17 protein-coding genes are annotated in these 20,907 nt (G+C 42.8%); 5 read left to right on the top strand and 12 right to left on the bottom strand.

The window, feature by feature from the left end; all coding sequences use genetic code 11:
• Positions 1–119: 119 nt before the first annotated feature.
• Together AK824_RS05340 and AK824_RS05335 are read right to left on the bottom strand one after the other, a co-directional pair.
• Positions 120–560: an HIT family protein gene (locus AK824_RS05340; protein WP_057759464.1), complete on the bottom strand. Its 441-nt coding sequence runs from the start codon at positions 558–560 to the stop codon at positions 120–122.
• A 137-nt stretch (positions 561–697) separates the two neighbouring features.
• Positions 698–1,714, bottom strand: coding sequence for a hypothetical protein (locus tag AK824_RS05335; protein ID WP_057759463.1), 1,017 nt, complete (start codon positions 1,712–1,714; stop codon positions 698–700).
• Between the two features lie 204 nt (positions 1,715–1,918).
• Between AK824_RS05335 and AK824_RS05330 the strand changes: the two genes are divergently transcribed.
• From AK824_RS05330 to AK824_RS05320, 3 genes are all read left to right on the top strand, one after another.
• Complete coding sequence (locus AK824_RS05330) at positions 1,919–2,731, top strand: hypothetical protein (protein WP_057759461.1); 813 nt, start codon at positions 1,919–1,921, stop codon at positions 2,729–2,731.
• Between the two features lie 221 nt (positions 2,732–2,952).
• Positions 2,953–4,839, top strand: a complete 1,887-nt coding sequence (ilvD, locus tag AK824_RS05325; RefSeq protein ID WP_057759459.1) for a dihydroxy-acid dehydratase — start codon at positions 2,953–2,955, stop codon at positions 4,837–4,839.
• Between the two features lie 250 nt (positions 4,840–5,089).
• Positions 5,090–6,337, top strand: a complete 1,248-nt coding sequence (locus AK824_RS05320) for a cation:proton antiporter (protein ID WP_057759457.1) — start codon at positions 5,090–5,092, stop codon at positions 6,335–6,337.
• Positions 6,338–6,392: 55 nt separating this feature from the next.
• Here AK824_RS05320 and AK824_RS05315 read toward each other — a convergent pair whose 3' ends face one another.
• The 4 genes from AK824_RS05315 to AK824_RS05300 form a co-directional block, all read right to left on the bottom strand.
• Complete coding sequence (locus AK824_RS05315) at positions 6,393–7,817, bottom strand: serine hydrolase domain-containing protein (RefSeq protein ID WP_082624576.1); 1,425 nt, start codon at positions 7,815–7,817, stop codon at positions 6,393–6,395.
• 211 nt (positions 7,818–8,028) lie between these two features.
• Positions 8,029–8,601, bottom strand: a complete 573-nt coding sequence (locus AK824_RS05310; protein WP_227511208.1) for a protein tyrosine phosphatase family protein — start codon at positions 8,599–8,601, stop codon at positions 8,029–8,031.
• 57 nt (positions 8,602–8,658) lie between these two features.
• A complete protein-coding gene (locus AK824_RS05305) occupies positions 8,659–9,573 on the bottom strand; it encodes a MaoC family dehydratase (protein WP_057759453.1) in 915 nt (304 codons plus the stop codon).
• Between the two features lie 324 nt (positions 9,574–9,897).
• Positions 9,898–11,298, bottom strand: a complete 1,401-nt coding sequence (locus AK824_RS05300) for a 3-oxoacyl-ACP reductase (RefSeq protein ID WP_057759451.1) — start codon at positions 11,296–11,298, stop codon at positions 9,898–9,900.
• A 548-nt stretch (positions 11,299–11,846) separates the two neighbouring features.
• Between AK824_RS05300 and AK824_RS05295 the strand changes: the two genes are divergently transcribed.
• Both AK824_RS05295 and ppk2 read left to right on the top strand, forming a co-directional pair.
• The gene (locus AK824_RS05295; protein ID WP_057759449.1) at positions 11,847–13,361 is read left to right on the top strand and encodes an acetyl-CoA C-acetyltransferase; all 1,515 of its coding nucleotides are present in this window, start codon (positions 11,847–11,849) and stop codon (positions 13,359–13,361) included.
• Between the two features lie 185 nt (positions 13,362–13,546).
• The gene (gene ppk2 / locus AK824_RS05290) at positions 13,547–14,626 is read left to right on the top strand and encodes a polyphosphate kinase 2 (RefSeq protein WP_264753500.1); all 1,080 of its coding nucleotides are present in this window, start codon (positions 13,547–13,549) and stop codon (positions 14,624–14,626) included.
• 177 nt (positions 14,627–14,803) lie between these two features.
• On the opposite strand, the gene AK824_RS05285 is transcribed toward ppk2, so the two are convergent.
• From AK824_RS05285 to AK824_RS05260, 6 genes are all read right to left on the bottom strand, one after another.
• Positions 14,804–15,151, bottom strand: a complete 348-nt coding sequence (locus AK824_RS05285; protein WP_057759448.1) for a PilZ domain-containing protein — start codon at positions 15,149–15,151, stop codon at positions 14,804–14,806.
• A gap of 111 nt (positions 15,152–15,262) precedes the next feature.
• Entirely contained in the window at positions 15,263–16,393 is a 1,131-nt protein-coding gene (locus tag AK824_RS05280; protein ID WP_057759445.1) for a DNA polymerase III subunit delta', read from the bottom strand.
• Between the two features lie 119 nt (positions 16,394–16,512).
• Complete coding sequence (kdsB, locus tag AK824_RS05275) at positions 16,513–17,310, bottom strand: 3-deoxy-manno-octulosonate cytidylyltransferase (RefSeq protein WP_057759443.1); 798 nt, start codon at positions 17,308–17,310, stop codon at positions 16,513–16,515.
• 49 nt (positions 17,311–17,359) lie between these two features.
• Entirely contained in the window at positions 17,360–18,490 is a 1,131-nt protein-coding gene (gene lpxK / locus AK824_RS05270; RefSeq protein WP_057759441.1) for a tetraacyldisaccharide 4'-kinase, read from the bottom strand.
• Positions 18,491–18,556: 66 nt separating this feature from the next.
• Positions 18,557–20,344, bottom strand: coding sequence for a lipid A export permease/ATP-binding protein MsbA (gene msbA, locus AK824_RS05265; protein WP_057759439.1), 1,788 nt, complete (start codon positions 20,342–20,344; stop codon positions 18,557–18,559).
• 75 nt (positions 20,345–20,419) lie between these two features.
• Positions 20,420–20,851, bottom strand: a complete 432-nt coding sequence (locus tag AK824_RS05260; protein ID WP_057759437.1) for an ExbD/TolR family protein — start codon at positions 20,849–20,851, stop codon at positions 20,420–20,422.
• Positions 20,852–20,907: the final 56 nt, after the last annotated feature.

Raw genomic sequence — 20,907 nt, 5'->3', positions numbered from 1 at the left:
TTGCTAGCTGCCTTTTGATTGTATATGTGTTCTGTTTTAGTGATTTATAATCTATAAATGCTCGCTAATTCGTAAATACCAATATTTTTTTACCTAAACAGAAGCAATCTGTTTCCTAACTAGGCATCAATCACTGCAGCCAGTTTCTGCGCAATATTTGCCAAATCATTACTATCGGCTTGGGTTACTGCATGACGACCCAATTCATGAATGCTTGATGGAATGAGGTGCACATGATAATGAAAAACCGTTTGACCTGCTTGTGAGCCATTCAACTGCATTTGGATAACGCCTTCACGCTCAAACACTTGACGCTGGGCTTGCATAACTTTTTTAGACGTCATCAATACCGCAGCGGCATATTCTGGCTCAAGATCGGCCAAATCTACCGCTTTTTGCTTCGGTATCACCAATACATGGCCTTCTGCTTGCGGCATGATATCCATAAAGGCGAGCGTTTTATCATCTTCATATACTTTGTGATATGGAATATCACCATCTAACATTTTGGCAAAAATGTTATTGTCATCATAAGCAGTTTGTGGATTTACTTCAGTCATTATTTCTTCCTTTAAGAGTTTTATTATTAGTTAATTAATAGCTTAATAGCTATCAAAAATAGATAAAAGTGTCTGTCATATAGTGGACGAAATATAAGTTGAGTACAAGCCAACAATGTGAGATCAAGATTATTAAATCAATTGTAACTGGCTTTGTTAACGAACTTTAAAAAAACATTTTTCCAAAAAACGAGCCAGCCATAAAAAAACCGGATACCAAAAACGATAAATATGTATAAACCGTTGATATATAAATTCTCGAACCATGCTTCTTGATCTATCAGACCTAATGTGAACCAGTTTGCATTGGTTAAAAAACCTAACGTGCCAATAGTCATAAAAAATCCAAAGATAAGTGACCAAGCGCAGCTACGTAAAAAAGACATGACGCTATGAATATTTCTGGGGTCAATCTGCTGCATTCCCATAAACTTTAGCGGCTTCCACAATACGATAGACAATGCCGCTAAGATAGGTACAAACATCATCACTCGAATAAAATGGTAAAACATTGCGGCATCACCAAATGGAGAAGCCAAAAATGCCCATTCATCTCCAAAATACTCTTTTAATACTGTGTCATTGTGACCATCATCGAACCATAAATTAAAAATCTGTCTGTCTTCGCTAATTGGAGGCATCGATAGATTATTATGTACCCAGCCAATGCACATATTGACCCAGTCAGGCTGCCACACTAGGCTCAGATCCCTTATCCAGCAGCGGGTATACAATATATCGAAGAGTATGAATGCAAATAAAAATGCCAGTGATAGCGTTTCTAATCGGTTAGGGGGCAACTTGCCATTGCTAGCAATCTGCTTATATACCTGCTCTTTTTGTTCAACATCTTCTATGCTGCCTAATGTTTCATACACTTTGGCAGTGGCTTGAAACAGTTGACCATGACGTCCTTTTATCAAAAAATACCAAAATTTGGGGATGCTCAATGCGACACATAGGATTAAAAACCATACCGTATTAAATGCTAAATTCTGCAAATCGTTGAATACAGGTATGCGTATACCAATAGAAAACAAACCAACGAAAAACCAAAATAGGCAGATGAGTAAGTAGTAGAAGAGATACTCTTCATAGAGACGGTCTGATGTCATCCATTCTTGGATAGATTCATTATCGGAGAACTTTTTCATTAATTCCTTTGCTTATATTTCCATATAAATTATCGACTATATTTTAGATTATTTTAATAGACAAAATACGATTAATTTATAATAAGTCATTCAACTAAAGATATTATTTTATACGTATAAACTACCATCTTATCCCACTAATTTATTGGCGGGCCATGCCCTTAAAATGTTATATTAGCCCTCTATTTTAACAACGCTATGTTTATGGATTTGCCTACTTTGCCAACCAATAGATCAGATAGCCTAGATAACGGCGACCCGTCTTCAACACTCAATGACAATGCCCAAACGTCTGGATCAAATGTCTCTGTGCCTGATAGTACTGGCTTAGAGCAACTTAGTACTGAGCCTAACAATAGTACTCAAACCATCGATCCAAGCGCTATCATATTAGCAGAAGCACTAACTGATAAAGCCATCAGCTGGCAGATACACAATTGTAAAATTATAAAGAAGACTGTCACGCAAGATTTGCCATTGCCTTTTTTGTATCACTATGACAGTTTAGATGATGCGATCAAACAAACGCACCCGCTCACTCCTGAGTTACTGCTTCAATTCAATACACCCATGTCGGCTCATGAGGCTGCCAAATTAATTGGTATTGACGAGGAGCTGCTGACCAGTCCTTGGCATGTGAAAATTATCGGCTCGTTGGTAGTATTTAGTGAGGCATTGCAGTTGGCTGTACGGCTACATTGGACCAATACGGGTAAAGAGACGCAGCAGGTATATACCAAGGATGCTGCAGATGCAATTACAGCAGCGTTCAAAGAATGGCAGTTTTTTGGTCGCGTAGACGTCCTTTATAAAAATAATAAGCAAATATTAATTAGTATTGACGAGCAAAACCCCAATACGCAAGCACTACCTGCCGAGTCACTGTTGACGATTGACGCTAGTGGCGATTATCAACAGCTACTGGCTACTCATGCGCTTGCAGCCATTGTGAAATTAGAAGCAGACAAAGCTGATCTTCCTTGGTTTGATAAAGCCATATTAGAACGTATTGAATAGATATTTTAAATAACTGTTTTTTTTGCTCATCGCTTTTGATTATTAATTCGTTATTATTAATTCACTGTTATTAGCATAATGTTTTTAGTTATTCATATCTAATGGTATGGTAACGAATTAGTATTATTCACTAGTACTCACTCTCTATAAAAAGCACACTATCCCTATTAAAACTGAGGGTGCACATTTTTATAACCCCGCCTATTTGTAAGGAATATCACATGGATTATCGCTCAAAAACTTCTACCGGCGGTCGTAATATGGCAGGCGCGCGCGCATTATGGCGTGCAACCGGCATGACTGACGGCGACTTTGGCAAGCCAATCATTGCGATTGCTAACTCTTTTACCCAGTTTGTACCCGGCCATGTGCATCTAAAAGACCTTGGACAACTGGTCGCCCGTGAGATTGAGCAAGCAGGCGGCGTTGCAAAAGAGTTCAATACCATTGCGGTCGATGATGGTATTGCGATGGGCCATAGCGGTATGTTGTACTCGCTACCAAGTCGTGATTTGATCGCTGATTCTGTCGAGTATATGGTCAATGCCCACTGTGCAGATGCGCTAGTTTGTATTTCTAACTGTGACAAAATCACTCCGGGTATGTTGATGGCCGCCATGCGCCTTAACATTCCAGTGGTATTTATCTCAGGTGGGCCAATGGAAGCAGGCAAAATCTTAGCCAGTACCGTTGGTAAGAGCCACAATACCGATAGTAGTGACAGTAGCGCTGTTCGCAAACTTGACCTTGTCGATGCCATGATGGATGCTGCTGATGATAGCATCAGTGATGAAGACGTCGCCGCTATCGAAGCCTCAGCCTGCCCTACTTGTGGTTCGTGCTCTGGTATGTTTACCGCCAACTCGATGAACTGCTTGACCGAAGCTTTAGGCCTAGCACTACCAGGTAACGGCTCACTACTAGCTACTCACTCATTGCGCCGCGAGCTATTCTTAGAAGCGGGTCGTACAATCGTCTCATTAGCCAAGCGTCGCTACGAGCAAGATGATGACTCTGTGCTACCACGCTCTATCGCTACCAAAGCTGCTTTTGAAAATGCTATGAGCTTAGATATCGCCATGGGCGGTTCGACCAATACTATCTTGCATTTACTTGCTGCTGCCAATGAAGCAGAGATCGATTTTAAGATGGCTGATATTGACCGTTTGAGTCGCGGTGTGCCTTGTCTAGCAAAAGTAGCCCCTGCCTCACAGAAATACCATATGGAAGACGTGCATCGTGCTGGCGGTGTCTTTGCATTACTCGCTGAGCTTGATCGCGCTGAATTACTAAAAACTGATGTACCAACGATCCATAGCGCCACGATGAAAGAGGCGATTGATAAGTGGGACATCATGAACCCTGACAATCATGAAGCTCGCGCACGCTTCCTTGCAGCACCTGGTGGCGTACGTACTACAGAGGCATTCTCACAATCAAAAGAGTGGTCAAACCTCGACGTCAACCGTGAGTCAGGCTGTATCCGTAGTGCCAAACACGCCTACTCTACAGATGGCGGCTTAGCCGTACTATATGGCAATATCGCCGAGCGCGGCTGCGTGGTCAAAACCGCAGGCGTTGACGAAAGCATCTTGACCTTTACTGGTCGAGCGCGTCTATTTGAATCACAAGATGATGCGGTTGCTGCGGTATTGGCTGATCAAATCGTTGCAGGCGATGTCGTCATCATTCGCTACGAAGGCCCTAAAGGCGGCCCTGGTATGCAAGAGATGCTGTACCCAACGACTTATCTAAAGTCAAAAGGATTGGGCAAAGAATGCGCCCTACTGACAGATGGTCGCTTCTCTGGTGGTACATCAGGTCTATCAATTGGTCATGCTAGCCCAGAAGCTGCTGAAGGTGGGGCGATTGGTTTGGTCGAAGAAGGCGATAGTATTCATATCGATATCCCAAATCGTACCATCAACATGCAAGTAAGCGATGCAGACTTAGCTGCTCGCCGAGAAGCTATGGAAGCGCGTGGACGTGATGCATGGAAACCTGTCAACCGTGACCGTCATGTCTCGCCAGCATTACGTGCTTATGCGGCTATGACTACCAGCGCTGATACTGGTGCCGTACGTGACGTGAGCCAAGTCGAGCGCTAGTCTGTAAGCTATCAACGCTTCAAACATACTGATAAGAATATATTAAGCCTGCGCAATGCAGGCTTTTTTTTCACCAAAAAACAACGTAGCTGTCATTTTGATAACTATTTTTTGCGGTAATTATTTTATTTTGACGTCATGATAAAGAGTATCAGTGACTGACTATCAACTATTGCTGTGAATTATCATCAATATCTAAAATTACCCTCTTAAAATCGACCCTTAAAACATAACGACGTGCGTAAACCTTATGATTGAAAAATATAACTTATTCTTATTAATCTGCGGGATTGCCTTTTTACTCGGGGCATTGTTTCCTGTTATTTTTAAGCGCACCTCTATCTCATTACCGATGCTCCAAGTCAGCTTCGGTCTGATGATGGGCTACTGGTGGACGTCTTTGTCCTTTTTAGACCCACTTGATAACGGTTTACTCATCGAAAAACTGACTGAGATTGTTGTATTGGTCTCATTGGTTGGTGCTGGTATTAAAATCGACACAGAGTTGTCTTGGCGATTGTGGCGACCAACAGTAAGACTGCTACTCATTACCATGCCTATTGGTATTTTTGCGATGGCAGTCTTGGGGTATTACGCGTTTGGTTTGAGCCTTGGTGCAGCTATTTTATTAGGTGCAGTGTTAGCGCCTACTGATCCCGTGTTAGCTTCGAGCATTCAGGTGGGACCTCCCAATACAGGAGGAGAAGACACACCGCGCTTTACTTTAACGTCAGAGGCCGGGTTGAACGATGGCCTGGCTTTTCCGTTTGTGTACCTAGCGATTAAGATTGCAGAAGCGTTCAGTGAAGGCAAAGCCTTTACTTACGAGATGCTATGGTCGTGGTTTACTCATGATGTCTTGTGGAAGATTGGCGCAGGCGTAGTGGTAGGTGTATTGGTTGGTAAAATATTGGCCAAAGTCGTGTTTTCTAAACATACCCGTGAGACTACCATCTCGCAAGGCTATGTGGTTATTGCTTTGACGCTACTAGCCTATGGACTTGCAGAGTATGTACACAGTTATGGCTTTATCGCTGTATTTGTGGCTGCATTTGCGTTTCGTCGCTCGGAGTGTGAGCATACCTATCATCAAAAACTGCATGATTTCGCTGAGCAATCAGAAGGCTTACTAATGTCATTAGTGCTGGTTATCTTCGGTATGTTCCTCGGTCAAGGGTTGCAAGCAGGTGTCGAGCTGACATGGCGCGTCTATATCGTCAGCTTTACCTTCTTACTACTTATACGTCCAATTGGTGGATTTATTGCTTTATCAGGATTGAACTTACCACATACCGAGAAATACGCAATATCGGCTTTGGGTATTCGTGGTATTGGTACTTTGTATTATCTGTCCTATGCGCTCAATCAAGGGTTCTTCGCAGATGAAGATGCGCTCAAATTGTGGATTGTCTGTTCGATTGTCATTTTGACTTCTATCTTTATCCACGGTCTTAGCGCATCAAGACTGCTTAAAATGACACCAAATAAGCAGCATTAACATTAATGCTGCTTATATTTAAAACAAAATAAATTCGCGATCAAAACTAGCATTATTAAAGTATCTCTTCTACCCAGCTCAAGACGGCTTCCTTCAGCGCAAACTGACGAACGTCATTGAGCATGGTGGTATCAAAATTATGAATAAAAGCAAATGACAGTTGGCGCTCAGGGTCGCACCAAGCAACCGATCCGTTATATCCCATATGCCCAAATCCTGATAATGCAGGACTCATTCTCTTATCCGTATCATCGTTGTTAGCATACAAGCTGAATAATCTATGGTAGCCCAATCGCCATTTCATGGCCGCTGGCATAACCGCATCTAAACCCTCAACCTGCGGAGTAGATAACTGCTCAAAAGCAGCACTATCAATCAGTGTTTTCCCTTGCCATATACCGCCATTAGCAAGCATTGCATAAATCGTTGCCAGTGCTTTAGCAGAAGCGACACCATTTGCCGCTGGAATGACCGCCTGTAGTGTCTGACGATTATAATAGTCAAGGGCATGTTTGCCAGCAGGTATAAGCGCTGCCTTATAGTTTTTTAGATTGAGCTGACTGGTATTGAAATATAAGCTATTAATACGCGCAGTATTTAATACAGGCTGTACGTTATCATTGTCAGAGCTATCTAGCTTTCCATCAAGGCTACTTTGCATCTCAGCTGCACGCTTGTCATTTAGCATTTTCTGTTGCCAGCAATGATAACTAGGTAAGCTTGCATAAGTACGTAAAGTCTCTTGAGAGTCTACTTTTAAGGTTGGTTTTTGGCGTCTCGATTTTAATTGAGAGCTTATATCTTCTGATTCTTCAAAATCTTTGGCCAATTTTGCCACCTGATCTACTTTGCTATCTGGCACACCAAAATAGCAGCTGTCAGCAATGCCCAGAGGCTCCGTTAGATACTGGCGCAGTGCTTCAGTGAATGATAAATTCGTGACTGCCTCTACTACGCCGCCCAATACCCAACCGTAGACCAATGCACTATAAGCGCTGTCATACTTGGTCGCATCTTCGGGAGAAGTAATAGGCATCGCTGCAATGTGGCGCAACATCGTATCCCAATCGAGTACCGTCTCGCTGTCAACATCAATACTTTGGATCGAAAATAAATCGGCCTGATGTGACATGACTTGTCGTAACGTCATTTGGTCTTTACCATTTGGAGCAAATTCTGGCCAGTAATAGGCAATAGGTTTGTCATATTCAAGCAGTTGCTTCGAAACCAGCACGTGAACCAACGTTGCCAATACCCCTTTACCAGTAGAAAAGTTAATGGCCAACGTATCGGGCTGCCACGGCATATTAGGACGCGCCATACCTGTGCTGGCTTGTGCTATACACTGACCTGCCTGATACACGGCCACAGCCCCGCCAGCAGGTGCATCATCAAGCTGTAAATCTGTCAGTAATTGCTGTAATTTGTTTTGAAAGTCAACGTTTATAGATGTATTAGAATTTTCTGTATTATGATCCATTATTATTACCTTGCTCCAGTGATATAAATTATTCTATTTTTAAGATGATAGTAATACACAAGCTATATAAAATATTTGAACCAGTATAAATGAATTGTGAGCCAATAAAAAAGGCCACCTATTGGTCGCCTTTTTTATTATTTATTTCGATGATATTTTTAAAGTTTACTAACGTCTAAGACAGCACTAATATTCAATGCCACAAATCTAGTTAACGCGGTACTAGTAAACGGTTATGAACTTCTTGTTCAAGCTTGGTCAAACCATGACTGCGACCACGTTCCATCGCTGTATCCATTTTACGTCCACGCAACCATCCTGCCCGCAGCGCTATTGCAGCTCCTACTCTATTACCCGACCCACAGTGCATAGCGACTTTTTTGCCATGGTGCTGGCGCAATACATTATCAAACGCCAATATCTTAAGCTGCTTTAGCTCTTTAGCACCGCTGATAGGCAGCTGTTCGTAGTGCATACCTGCTTGCTCAACTGCTGATGCCTCATCAAAGCTCAACTCGTCATCAGGCTGCAAGTTGATGACCAGCTCGACACCCGCTTTCGCTAAAGCCGCAACTTTTTCGTCATCTAACGCACCGCACACGATAGTGTTTGCATCTGGACGAAAATAAGGCTCAAAGATATCGGCCAAATCAACGCCATTATCGGTACTAATATGAATGTTAGCGCCGCTATCGTTAGCAGCGACCGTATCGGTTGCTATCGAGCTATCTGTTTGATCTACGTCTATCGCGTTTTCTTCTGAAGGCATGTTTTGTGAAGTCATAATAATAAATATGTACGTTAAATATGGCTGTTAAATAGAAGCTTTATGATGTTTATGCTACTTGCTGTCGCTCTTTAAGGTCACAACACCTGCCAAATGCGGTTTATTGTTTTTAGAGCTATACAGTCCAAACTCACAAGTATCATCTACGTTTTTGAGCTGGGCTACTGGCTCAGCAATCAGCTCTACTTCAGCTGGTAAAAAGATAGGCAGCTTAAATGAGACGTCAATTGTATAAGCATCAGGCAAGTCACCCATTAGAGCAAGGCACTTAGCCTTTGACCACATACCGTGTGCAATCGCTTTAGGGAAACCAAACGCGCGTGCTGATAGTGGATGCAAATGAATCAAGTTAAAGTCGCCTGAGACAAAGGCATAACGACGACCGATATCTTCTGGCACTTCAAAAATGCTATGAACACCTTCTTCGTTTACTTCAGGCTTGACCATTACTGGACGCGGCGCGCTCTTTTTATCTTTACTACTAGGTTTCTTGCTACGTGATAAATAAGTTGACGTGCCTTCCCAGATGACTTCATCTTCTGACTTTACGATAGTGACAAAGTCAAACTGCTGACCTTGAGCATGATCACGTAGGTTATCAAAAGTAACCGACATTGCTACCGTTTCACGCTCTCCAATCGGGCGATACTGGGTGACGCTATTATCAACGTGAACAAGACCTAACATGGCAAATGGGAATGGCTCTTTGACCATCATATTCATTTGCAGCGTCTGTGACAATACCGAGAAGTAAGTCGCTGGCACTTTACCATCATCAGCAAAACCGCAAATTTTGCGATAGTCATCTAGGTTTTCTTGATCGATATGCAAGTCATCTACATAGTAAGTAGATTGTGGCAACTGGTCTCTACTAACCTTGCCGCCATTACCAATAGGCAATAAGCTTTTGACAATATTGGCATAAGTGGTGTGCGCTTTTGGCAACGCATCATAATGTTTGTCTGACATAAGTACATCCTAAGTGTGGCTTGAACAAGTTCTTTAACGTATATAAAGACAATCTGCAGTCATTGACTAAAGCCTACTATTAAATCATTTAATAAGCATTAAATTTAATCAACCTCATGAGTATCTCTAACAGCAAAAAATAGTTTGGCTATTGGTTCTTGTGTTTTTATCATAAAAAAGCCACCCTTGGGCAGCTTTATTACACTTTATCAGAGATTATTTCGTAAGCATATGTGATACAAACGAGAAATAATAGCTCATATGATACAACTACTGTCTCTATCTATACCTTATTTCTCACATATACTTATCAATTAATCAACATTATGCACCAAGTAAGCTTTGACCACAGACGCGAATCGTGTTGCCATTTAGACCGCCAGACGCAGGTGACGCGAACCATGCGATAGTCTCAGCCACATCTACTGGCAGGCCGCCTTGGCTCATTGAGTTCATGCGGCGACCAGCTTCACGAATAGCAAATGGAATGGCTTCTGTCATTTGGGTTTCGATGAAACCAGGAGCGACTGCATTAATCGTCATGCCTTTAGCATTGTCTTCTAATTGCTTGGCAGTTGCGTTAACCAAACCAATCACACCAGCTTTAGAAGTGGCATAGTTGGTCTGACCCATGTTGCCCGCGATACCTGAAATTGATGATACACATACGATACGTGCGTTTTCTTTCAATACATCGTTATCTAACAAGTAGCGGTTCAATCTAGCGATACTGCCTAAGTTGATATCGATGACCATGTTCCACTTTTTCTCATCCATCTTAGCCAACGTCTTATCACGAGTCACGCCAGCATTATGGATGATTGAATCTAGGCCACCACGTTTCTGGGCAGCGTCAGCGATTTCTGCACCAGCGTCTTCACTAGTGATATCTACCGTCAAAGCAGAACCACTGATTTCGCTAGCAACTTTTTGTAGGTCAGCTTGCTGCTGCGGTACATCTAGACAGATAACATGCGCCCCTTCACGAGCCAATACCCGAGCGATAGCTTCGCCAATACCGCGACTTGCGCCAGTCACCAGCATAGTCTTGCCGCCCAAAGGCTGGTTCCAGTCAACATCGACTGAGCTGCCTTTACTGACACGTACTACTTGTCCTGATACGTAAGCTGAACGAGCTGAGGTAAAAAAGCGTAAGGTTGAATCTAGGTTTTGCTCTGCGCCTTCTTCAACATAAATCAGCTGCGCTGTGATACCGCGCTTAAACTCTTTGCCCACTGATTTCACAAAACCCTCAAGCGAGCGTTGAGCCATTGCTGATTCAATATCAGTGATGTTTTCTGGCGTACGGCCAACCACAACCACACGGCCTGATTTTTCTACGCGGCGTGCAACTGTATGGAAAAACTCATAAAGCTCTTTTAGCTGTTCAGCATTGCTGATATTACTGGCATCAAAAAGCAGTACTTTGAATTGATCATCGCCGCCCGTGTTGGCTTTTGCCTCAACGCCTGCATCAGCAAGTGCGTCTTTGATATCATCGCTACTATTTACATATACTTCGGCATGGACGTCTGACAGGATACGGGCAACCGACTCACTGACACTCTTGTCATCACCAGTAGCACGGCCAACCAATACACTACCACGCACCAAACGCTCACCGCTTTCGAAACGATCAAGCGTCGTTGGCATCGGCAAACCTAAGTTTTTTGCTACTTTTTTGCCAATAGAAGATTGAACAAAATCACCGTAACGGTCTGACATAATATAATCCTTATAATTAATGATTCGTATAATAATAAAAAATGCAATGAATCTATTATATAGAGACATTGACATCGTAATTATTTAAATTTAGTAAATCGCCTCAAAACTAGCCTAACTATACACTTCCCTTATAAACAAGTCCAAAAACAGATAATGTCTACAACAATCTGTAAACAAGTCAGTATACAAGCCAGTCGTTTTTAGCAGCGTTAAGCGCCACTATAACATGTTAAAATCCGACCTATAGGTTATGGCATACTTAATTATTGATAATAATATATTATCAAACGTACTGTTATGCAATGCTAATATTTCTTACTAGCCAGTCTATTAGAGCGATGCGTCATGGTCATGAATCTACTACCGACCTCATACAAGCGTCACATAGTTTGCTAAAGAGATACATTAAGTGAATAAAAAACGCCTTATGATAAACAGCTGTATTGCGTAATAAATGATAATATTTGCTTGTATAAAATAACTTAACTATTTTTATTGTTACCTATCACTTTTTACTTCTACCCATACTTTTTAAGGATAATATTATGAGTAATAAAAACAATCATCCAGATAGCCCTGTTGTTGAAAGTACAGTTGTTAAAGCAACGGATACAAAATCAGATACAGCAAAAAAAGAAACTGCTGCAAAAAACACCTCGACTAAAGACACTAGCGCTAAAGATACTGCTAGCAAAAAAGCGGGCGATGAAAAAGTAGAAACCACTGTTGCCAAAAAACCTGCTCCAGCTAAAAAAGCCAGCACAACCAAACCAGCTTCAAACCTAAACCGTGTTGCGATCTTAGGTGGTAACCGTATTCCATTCGCGCGCTCAAATGGATCATACGCTGATGTTAGCAACACAGACATGCTAACCGCTGCATTGGACGGTTTGGTTGAGCGTTATAACCTGCAAGGCGAAACCGTAGGTGAAGTGGTATCTGGCGCAGTCATGAAACTTAGCCGTGATATCAACCTTACTCGTGAAGCCACATTGAATACCGCGCTAAACCCACATACACCAACTTATGATATCTCACAAGCTTGCGGTACTGGCTTGCAGGCGACATTTGCTTCTGCCAACAAGATTGCACTTGGTTTGATCGATTCGGCGATTACTGGCGGTGTAGATACTACCTCTGATGCTCCTATCGCTGTCGGCGATGGCTTACGTAAAGTACTGATCAAACTTGGTGCGGCAAAAGACAACAAACAACGTCTAAAAGCGTTAATGGGTCTAAATCCAAAAGACTTAATCGATTCACCGCAAAACGGTGAGCCACGCACTGGCCTATCAATGGGCGATCATCAAGCGATTACTACGCTTGAGTGGAATATCAGCCGTGAAGCGCAGGATGAGCTTGCATTTAACAGCCATCAAAACCTAGCACGCGCTTATGACGAAGGTTTCTTTGACGACTTAATCACGCCGTACAAAGGCCTGACTCGTGATAACAACTTGCGTCCAGATACTACATTAGAAAAATTGGGTAAATTAAAGCCAGTATTTGGTAGAAAAAATGCCAATCCAACGATGACAGCTGCCAACTCTACGCCGCTTACTGACGGTGCTTCTTGTGTACTACTAGGTACTGATGAGTGGGCAAAAGAGCACGGCCTAAAACCACTTGCTTATATCGTCCATCAAGAAACCGCAGCGGTAGACTTCATCGGTAAATCTGGCACCACAGAAGGTTTACTAATGGCACCAGCTTATGCGGTACCACGTATGCTTGAGCGCGCTGGTCTGACTCTACAAGACTTTGACTTTTACGAGATTCATGAAGCCTTCGCTTCACAAGTACTATCAACCTTAGCTGCTTGGGAAGATGAGAAATTCTGTGAAGAGCGCCTAGGCTTAGATGCACCGCTAGGTTCTATTGATCGTAGCAAGCTAAACGTAAACGGTTCATCACTAGCGGCAGGTCATCCATTTGCGGCAACTGGCGGCCGTATTCTAGCTACTGCTGCTAAATTATTGGATCAAAAAGGTTCAGGCCGTGCACTTATCTCTATCTGCGCAGCAGGTGGTCAAGGCGTGACTTGTATCCTAGAAAAATAAGCTTGGTCACTTTTAAGTGAAAAAGATACGCTGACTTATTATTTTAATCAGTACATATCTATCAATAAAAAATGCCCTTTAATTTATTTAAAGGGCATTTTTTATTGTCTGTACTTTGCTATGATAGAAACGACCTAGATAGTAGCCTCTTAAAAAAGCCGATACGCAAAACAAAGGTAATATTTATGGGTAAGACAAAAATTTTATTAAGAAAAATAAGGCAAGTCATTTGTGGCTCTGAAAAACTGGTGATGACAGAACCGCTTGCAACCGCTGATTTTCAATCTCTAACGACTGAGGAGGATATAGAGCGGTACCATCAGGAACAAGCCATTCTTACTGAACGCATCGAAAAAGACATTCTTGATGATGATTTACGTCGAAAAATGCACCAAGACTTAATCGATACATATGATGAAGAACTAGAAAATGAAATAGATGACTATGCACGTGACTTTCGTTTTAACGGACGTGAGATGAGCGAGCAAGAAAAACTGGATCGACGCACCTACTTTCAAGAGTTGGTACGACTACAGCGAGAACTGATAAAACTACAAGATTGGGTCGTTGATCGCGGTGAGCGTATTGTCGTTATCTTTGAAGGGCGGGATTCTGCTGGTAAAGGTGGCGCCATTAAACGCATTACCCAACGATTGAACCCACGCGTGTGCAGGGTAGCTGCCCTGCCGGCTCCCACTGAGCGCGAGCAAACGCAGTGGTACTTTCAACGTTACGTGGCCCACTTGCCTGCAGCAGGCGAAATCGTATTGTTTGACCGTAGTTGGTACAACCGCGGAGGCGTTGAGCGTGTCATGGGGTTTTGTACTGACGCGCAATATGAGGAATTTTTTCAATCAGTACCAGAGTTTGAGCGTATGCTCGTACGCTCAGGCATTCGCTTAGTAAAATACTGGTTTTCTATCACTGATGATGAGCAACATGCACGATTTATGAGCCGAATATATGATCCGCTTAAGCAGTGGAAACTTTCACCAATGGACCTACAGTCGCGTCGACGCTGGGAAGATTACACCAAAGCAAAAGAAACCATGTTTGAGCGCACTCATATTCCTGAAGCACCCTGGTGGGTTGTCGAAGGCAATAATAAAAAACGTGCTAGGCTGAACTGTATTGCCCATTTGCTCGACCAAATCCCTTACAAAGAAGTGCCTCGTGACGAAATTGAGTTACCCAATCGCAAACGCGATGATGAGTACTACCGCGAACCTATTCCCGATGATATGTATGTGCCGCCTCGTTATTAAGCGTCTAGCGCCTACTACTATAAAAAATTAAAGAAAATTGATCTAAAAAAGCAGCCTTACTAAATAATAAGGCTGCTTTTTTTATATTAATAAGTTCAAAACCACAGCCAAACTTATTAAAGATACAGGTGTGTTTTCTAGATATTACCTAGTTATTACCTAGTTATTATATAGATACTACATAGTATAAGTCGATTGCAAGCTATCGATTTTTCCCGCGAGTAGGCGCTCAACCTCATTCTTAATTCTTTGACCAGAGACGTCACTACCAATTTGCACAGCAAACCCTGCTGGGCGACTGCCTTGACTCTTAGAGTTAATCCAAACAACCTTACCATTCATTGGTAGGCGTTCACTAGAGTTGGGTAGCGTGATAGCGATAAACACTTCATCACCCAATTGCTGAGCTTTGTCAGACGGTACAAACAAAGCGCCATTACTGACAAATGATAAATAGCTGGCATATAACATTTCGATACTTTCATAATGACAGGTCAAAATCCCGCCACGTCCTGGCATTGCCATAGTCAGCTTCCTTCATCAACTGGGTTTAGTATGTTTATATAAATAATTGATAGTATATAGTTAAGAACAATTGCAAATTTACGAACACAAATTAAGCGTTAAAACATGGCTCTATAAGCTTGCCAACTCTTGCATTAGCTTATCATAGGCAAATTTTTCTTGCACATTTTGTTGCAGCGCAATTTTGGTCTGCTGCACGCTGTTAGCAAATGCCTCTAACCCGCTATCAGTAGGTTGATAAGTAGCCAATATCGTTGATAGATTGACATCCTTTTGTAGTTCACTCAGCCCCAAACAGACACGGCGTATATCAAGGAACATCAGCTCAGACAGCTGTATAAACTCTTTAATATTAAGCTGACCTTGCCAATAATCACTTGCCGCCACACCACTACGTTTACCACTACGTAATGCCTGCCACGTGGTCAGCCATAAGCTGCGCTTGCTATACCATGGTGCTTGCGCCAAAGCTATAGCAGCTAACGGCGCACCATTGGCTAATTGTATCAATTGCTCAATCGCAGCGTTACTAACGGCTTCGCGGTTAATCGTATGACCTAGCGCCTGCGTCACATAATCGACAGCAACAGTCGGCTCAATTGTCTGTAGTGCCAACTGTTGAACACGACTCTTAATCGTTGGTAATAGCTGAGCAGGCGTATCACTAATCAAAAATAGATGCACCTGCGCTTGTGGTTCTTCCAATGTCTTAAGCAGCGCATTAGCAGCGGCCACCGTCATTTTCTCAGCGTGATCTAATACACAGATGCGCATTCCCTGTCCGCCTTGATAAATAAAAGGCTGCAAAGCACGAATATCATCTACTTTGATTTTAAAAGCACTATTGCTAGTAGCTTTAGCGCCTTTTTTATCTTTTGTACTACTTAATTTTTCTTGAAGCGTATCGCTTTCGGCACTGATAGGCATAATAACGAGTGGTAATACTTGCAAGCTCGGATGAGTTCCCGACTTGAGCCACTGACAACTCTCACATACTTCGCAAGCACCTAATGGGTGTGCGCCACGCTCACGGCATAATAGCCAAGCGACCAATCGCCATACAAAGGCGCGTTTACCCATACCTTGCATACCAGCAGCGAGCAATGCATGCGGCAAAGACTGCTGCTTAAGTACGCGCTCGGTCAACTGTAACCACAGTACTTTTTGCCATGGCAGTAGTGGCGCAAAATATATACGGTCTGTGTTATCTAGTGCGTCCATATTTCCTGTCAAATTATTCATGGTTATGGCTCTATCACATTGATTAAGTATTTCAGGTATAGCCACGACAACAATACTTTAGCGTTGTAGGAAACTTAGAATCGCACACAACTTTGCTCAGACTATTACTTAGTAGGGTTCTAAAAGTTATCTAAGCTCATCGCGTTTAGACGATCTAGATCTTCTTGTGTGTCGACGCCAGCTGGTAGCTGACAGGCAGCTTCTGCGATGGCGATATGCTGACCGTTTTCTAAAACACGTAATTGCTCTAAGCTTTCAAGTATCTCAAGTGGCGTTTGTGGCCAGTCTACGAACTGCTGTAATAGACTGACACGATAAGCGTATAAACCCAAATGGCGATAGGCGTTCTTTGGTGGGTGCATCTGATTATTATCAGCTAATACAACATCACGATCACAAGGGATCGGTGCGCGGCTAAAGTAAAGCGCACGCTGTAAGTTATTAGCAGATTGGCTGACTACTTTTACTACCGATGGCCGCTGGAACGTATCATAGTCATCGATAGGCTCACAGAGTGTGGCCATCACGCTATTCTCATCTGCTACCAAAAGCGCCTGTACTTGCTCTAAAAGTAATGGCGGTACAAGGGGCTCATCGCCTTGCATGTTCACCACAATATCATGCTCAGCCCAACCTTTGATAGCTGCTACCTCTGCCAAGCGATCCGTCCCTGAAGCATGCTCACTACTGGTCATAACCACATCAAAACCTGCATCGGTGCAAACTTTTGCAATTTGCTCATCATCAGTCGCTATACACATGTCATTAGCAAAACTTGCTGTCTGCGCTTTTTCTGCTACCCAAAGTATCATCGGCTTACCATGAATAGTTAGCAATGGCTTACCAGGTAAGCGCGTGCTTTTAAAACGTGCAGGAATCACGATATGGGTCTTGGCGGGCGTGGTGGCGAACGACATGGCGTATTCCTATAAAAGTGGTACGGAAATTTAAGATATTAGTTGATATTTATGATGGGACTGACGTGTTCATATCATGGTCGATACGAATCCCTAGCGCCTTTAGCTGCGCATCTAGATTATGATAACTATTCTCTGATAATACAGCCGTCACTGGCAACACCCATAGTCTACTGACAAGTTCTAAATATTCATCATTGAGTGCTTGTGTCGCTGTATAGTCTGCCAATAATGCGCTGATTTTTACCGCATCTTTACTGGTTACGATGATAGGATAATCACCATACTGTAAAAGCTCAGCCAAACTAAAATCGTAATGGTCAGGGTAAGGATGCTCTATGACCTCAAAGCCAATGGACTCTAAGGTATCAAAAAACCGCTGCGGATAGCCGATACCACTGACAGCATGGACGCGGCTGTTATTAGTAGGCTTCACACTATTTAGTTGTGCTGCGCTCGATGTAGGATCCCATAGGCGCTGTAACTCAGCTGGTTGCAAATGCATGGTCAAACGAACAGTAGACTGTATCTTATTACCACTTCTAGAAGTCAGAGTTAAATCTGTACTTGGTTTTTCATGGTAAATAACATTTGCACCCTCTAATCGTGACATCGGCTCACGCAAAAAACCTGTTGGTAGTAGCTGCTTGTTGCCAAACCCACGGGCGGCATCTACCACAATCCATTCGATATCACGCTGCAGTGCATAATGCTGCAAACCATCATCTGCAATAATCAATTGCAAATTAGGCTCTGCCTTTAATAGAGTGGCAATCGCTTGCTGGCGATTGGGACACACTGCCATAGCAGCGCCTGTCATATGAGCAATCAAACACGGCTCATCCCCGACTATATGGGGTAAGCTAGTAGCACTAACCAATGCTGGCATTTGACTCGTATCACCGCCATACCCGCGACTGATCACCCCTACTTTTATGCCTTTTTTTTGTAAGTAGTTGACCAGAGCAATAATCAGCGGCGTCTTACCACTACCGCCCACACTGATATTACCAATGACCATCACGGGAATAGGTGCTCGATAGCTTGATAACAGGCCGGCCTTATAAGCTTGACGACGCAAGAAGGTGATGAAACCGTATAACCAACTGACAGGCAGCAACAACCACAACCAAACAGCTTGACGTTGCCATGCGCGGGTGACTGTCGTCTCAATACTCATTAATCAATATCGCTTATCTTATTGGTTCATGGCTGCGTGAAAATTGGCTAAAAACTTCTAAACTGACTACTCAAAATCTCGAGCATACATTTGCGCATAGTGGCCTTGCAGCTGCATTAACTCATGATGCGTTCCTAACTCAACAATCTGACCGCCATCCATCACAGCAATACGATCCGCTGACTCGATAGTCGTCAATCGATGGGCAATAACCAATGTAGTACGGTCTTTCATCACATTATCGAGCGCTTGCTGGATATAATACTCAGACTCATTATCCAGCGCGCTGGTGGCTTCGTCTAAAATTAGAATCGGTGCATCCTTTAGTAATGCGCGAGCAATAGATAAACGCTGACGCTGACCACCAGATAGTTGCAACCCTTCAGCACCAATTTCGCTTTGATAGCCGTTTGGCATTTTCATAATAAAGTCATGAGCGAAGGCATCTTTTGCGGCTTGTTCAACCTCAGCTTGAGTCTTGTCAGCTAGGCTACCGTAAGCAATATTATTAAATACGGTAGTATTAAACAATACTACTTGTTGGTTCACCATTGCAATCTGGGCACGCAAACTCTCTAACTTAATGTCTTCAATAGGCATACCGTCTAATGTGATTTGCCCTGAAGACGTCTCTAGAGTACGTGTTAATAAATTGACTAGTGAGGACTTGCCCGCACCACTTCGCCCTACTAATGCAACTGTCTCACCTGCTTTAATATTCAAGGTAAAGTCACGTAGAGCCACCGTCGAATCTGGATATACCAAGCTGATATTGTCTAACGACATTTGCCCTGATAGCGCTTTACTGATTGTGCCTGTGTCTTCTTCTTCTGGCTCATCAAGTAGTGCAAAAATCGACTCACCAGCAGCCAGACCTTTTTGCAGCTTCTGATTAATATCAGTCAGCGAACGTACGGGCTTACTTAATAAACCTGCTGCTGCAATGTAAGAGATGAACTCACCTGCTGAAATATCATCTATTACTTCAGGTCGCAACGCAAGCCAGACGACAACGGCCATCGCAATCGCCATCAACAGCTGTACGGCTGGCGTATTAATACTATTGGTAACAACCACCTTCATACCTTGGCGTAGGTTTTTCTTCGATGTTTTGTCAAAACGTGCTGACTCGTATGATTGACCACCGTAATTTTTGACCACTTGATAGCCGCCGATGACTTCATTGGTAATGTGACTGACATTACCCATCGTTTCTTGGATACCTTTTGAGAGCTTAAGATAGCGCTTTGACGCAATGCGCACCAGCCATAGTATTGGTGGTAATACCACAAATAAAATAAGCGTTAGACGCCAATTGCTATAGAACAAAAAACCAATCAACGCGACAACGGTCAAACCATCACGCAGCAAAGTCTTCATTGAGTCTGTACTGGCTGCCGTGACCTGTTCAACATCAAATATCAACTTCGATGAAATCGTACCGGCTGGATTGGCCAAATAAAATGAACTAGGCAAGCGCAGTAATTTGTTGAAAACTTCTACACGTAGCTCATAGACTAAGTTGCGTGAGACCAATGCAGAGTAATAGTTACCCAAAAAACTACCAACCCCGCGCACAAAGAATAGCAATATAATCAATAGCGGAAATAAGGTTTGTTTGCTTCGATCATTCTGATTGATAGCATCAGTAATATATTGCAAAAGCTTAGCAGTCCAAATCTCTGTCCCTGCATTAATCGCAAAACCTAACGCCGTCAATAGCAATGCCCACCAGTAAGGCTTTAAATACCTTAATAAGCGTAATAGTGTCTTACTCTTAGGCGTAACGGGCGATACTGCCGATGCATTTTTAGCAGAAGATTTTTTAGAGTCAGGTAAATAAGCTTGGCTCATAAAAGCCTCAATTTGGGTATCGTGGTATGAATGGGCTGTGTGACACACAGTTTTATGATGGTAAGGCTATATCTGTTATTGCGGCAGCGTTTGGCCAAGTGGTACCACTGTACTGATATTTAAATTCAAAAATCCGAGCTTTCCAGCGATATCCATCACTCGCACCACAGACTGATGAGTCGCATTGGCATCCGCTGCAATGACAAATAGCATATCGCGGTTGCTGCCCGCCTCTTGCTGCAACATACTGGTCAGTTCAGCCTCATTGCTACTAGCAAGTGTAATGCCATTGACCAAATAGCTACCATCTTCTTGCACAGCTACTTCGATACTGTTGTTTTGTTCTGTCAGTGCAACACCTTCCGCTTCAGGAAGGATAATATTTAAACGACTGAAGTGATTGAATGAGGTGGCAAGTAATAAAAACACAATCAAAAACAGTAAACAATCAATCATCGGTGTTAGATTAATTTCAAGCGGTTCAACCGTTGGTTTTCTAAAACGCATATCAATCTCTTTAATTCAGCTACCATTTATAGGCTTAAGATTTCTATTCTTTAAAA

Source organism: Psychrobacter sp. P11G3 (assembly GCF_001435845.1).
In the GTDB taxonomy this organism is placed as follows: domain Bacteria; phylum Pseudomonadota; class Gammaproteobacteria; order Pseudomonadales; family Moraxellaceae; genus Psychrobacter.
This window is presented reverse-complemented; position numbering and strand designations above follow the sequence as displayed.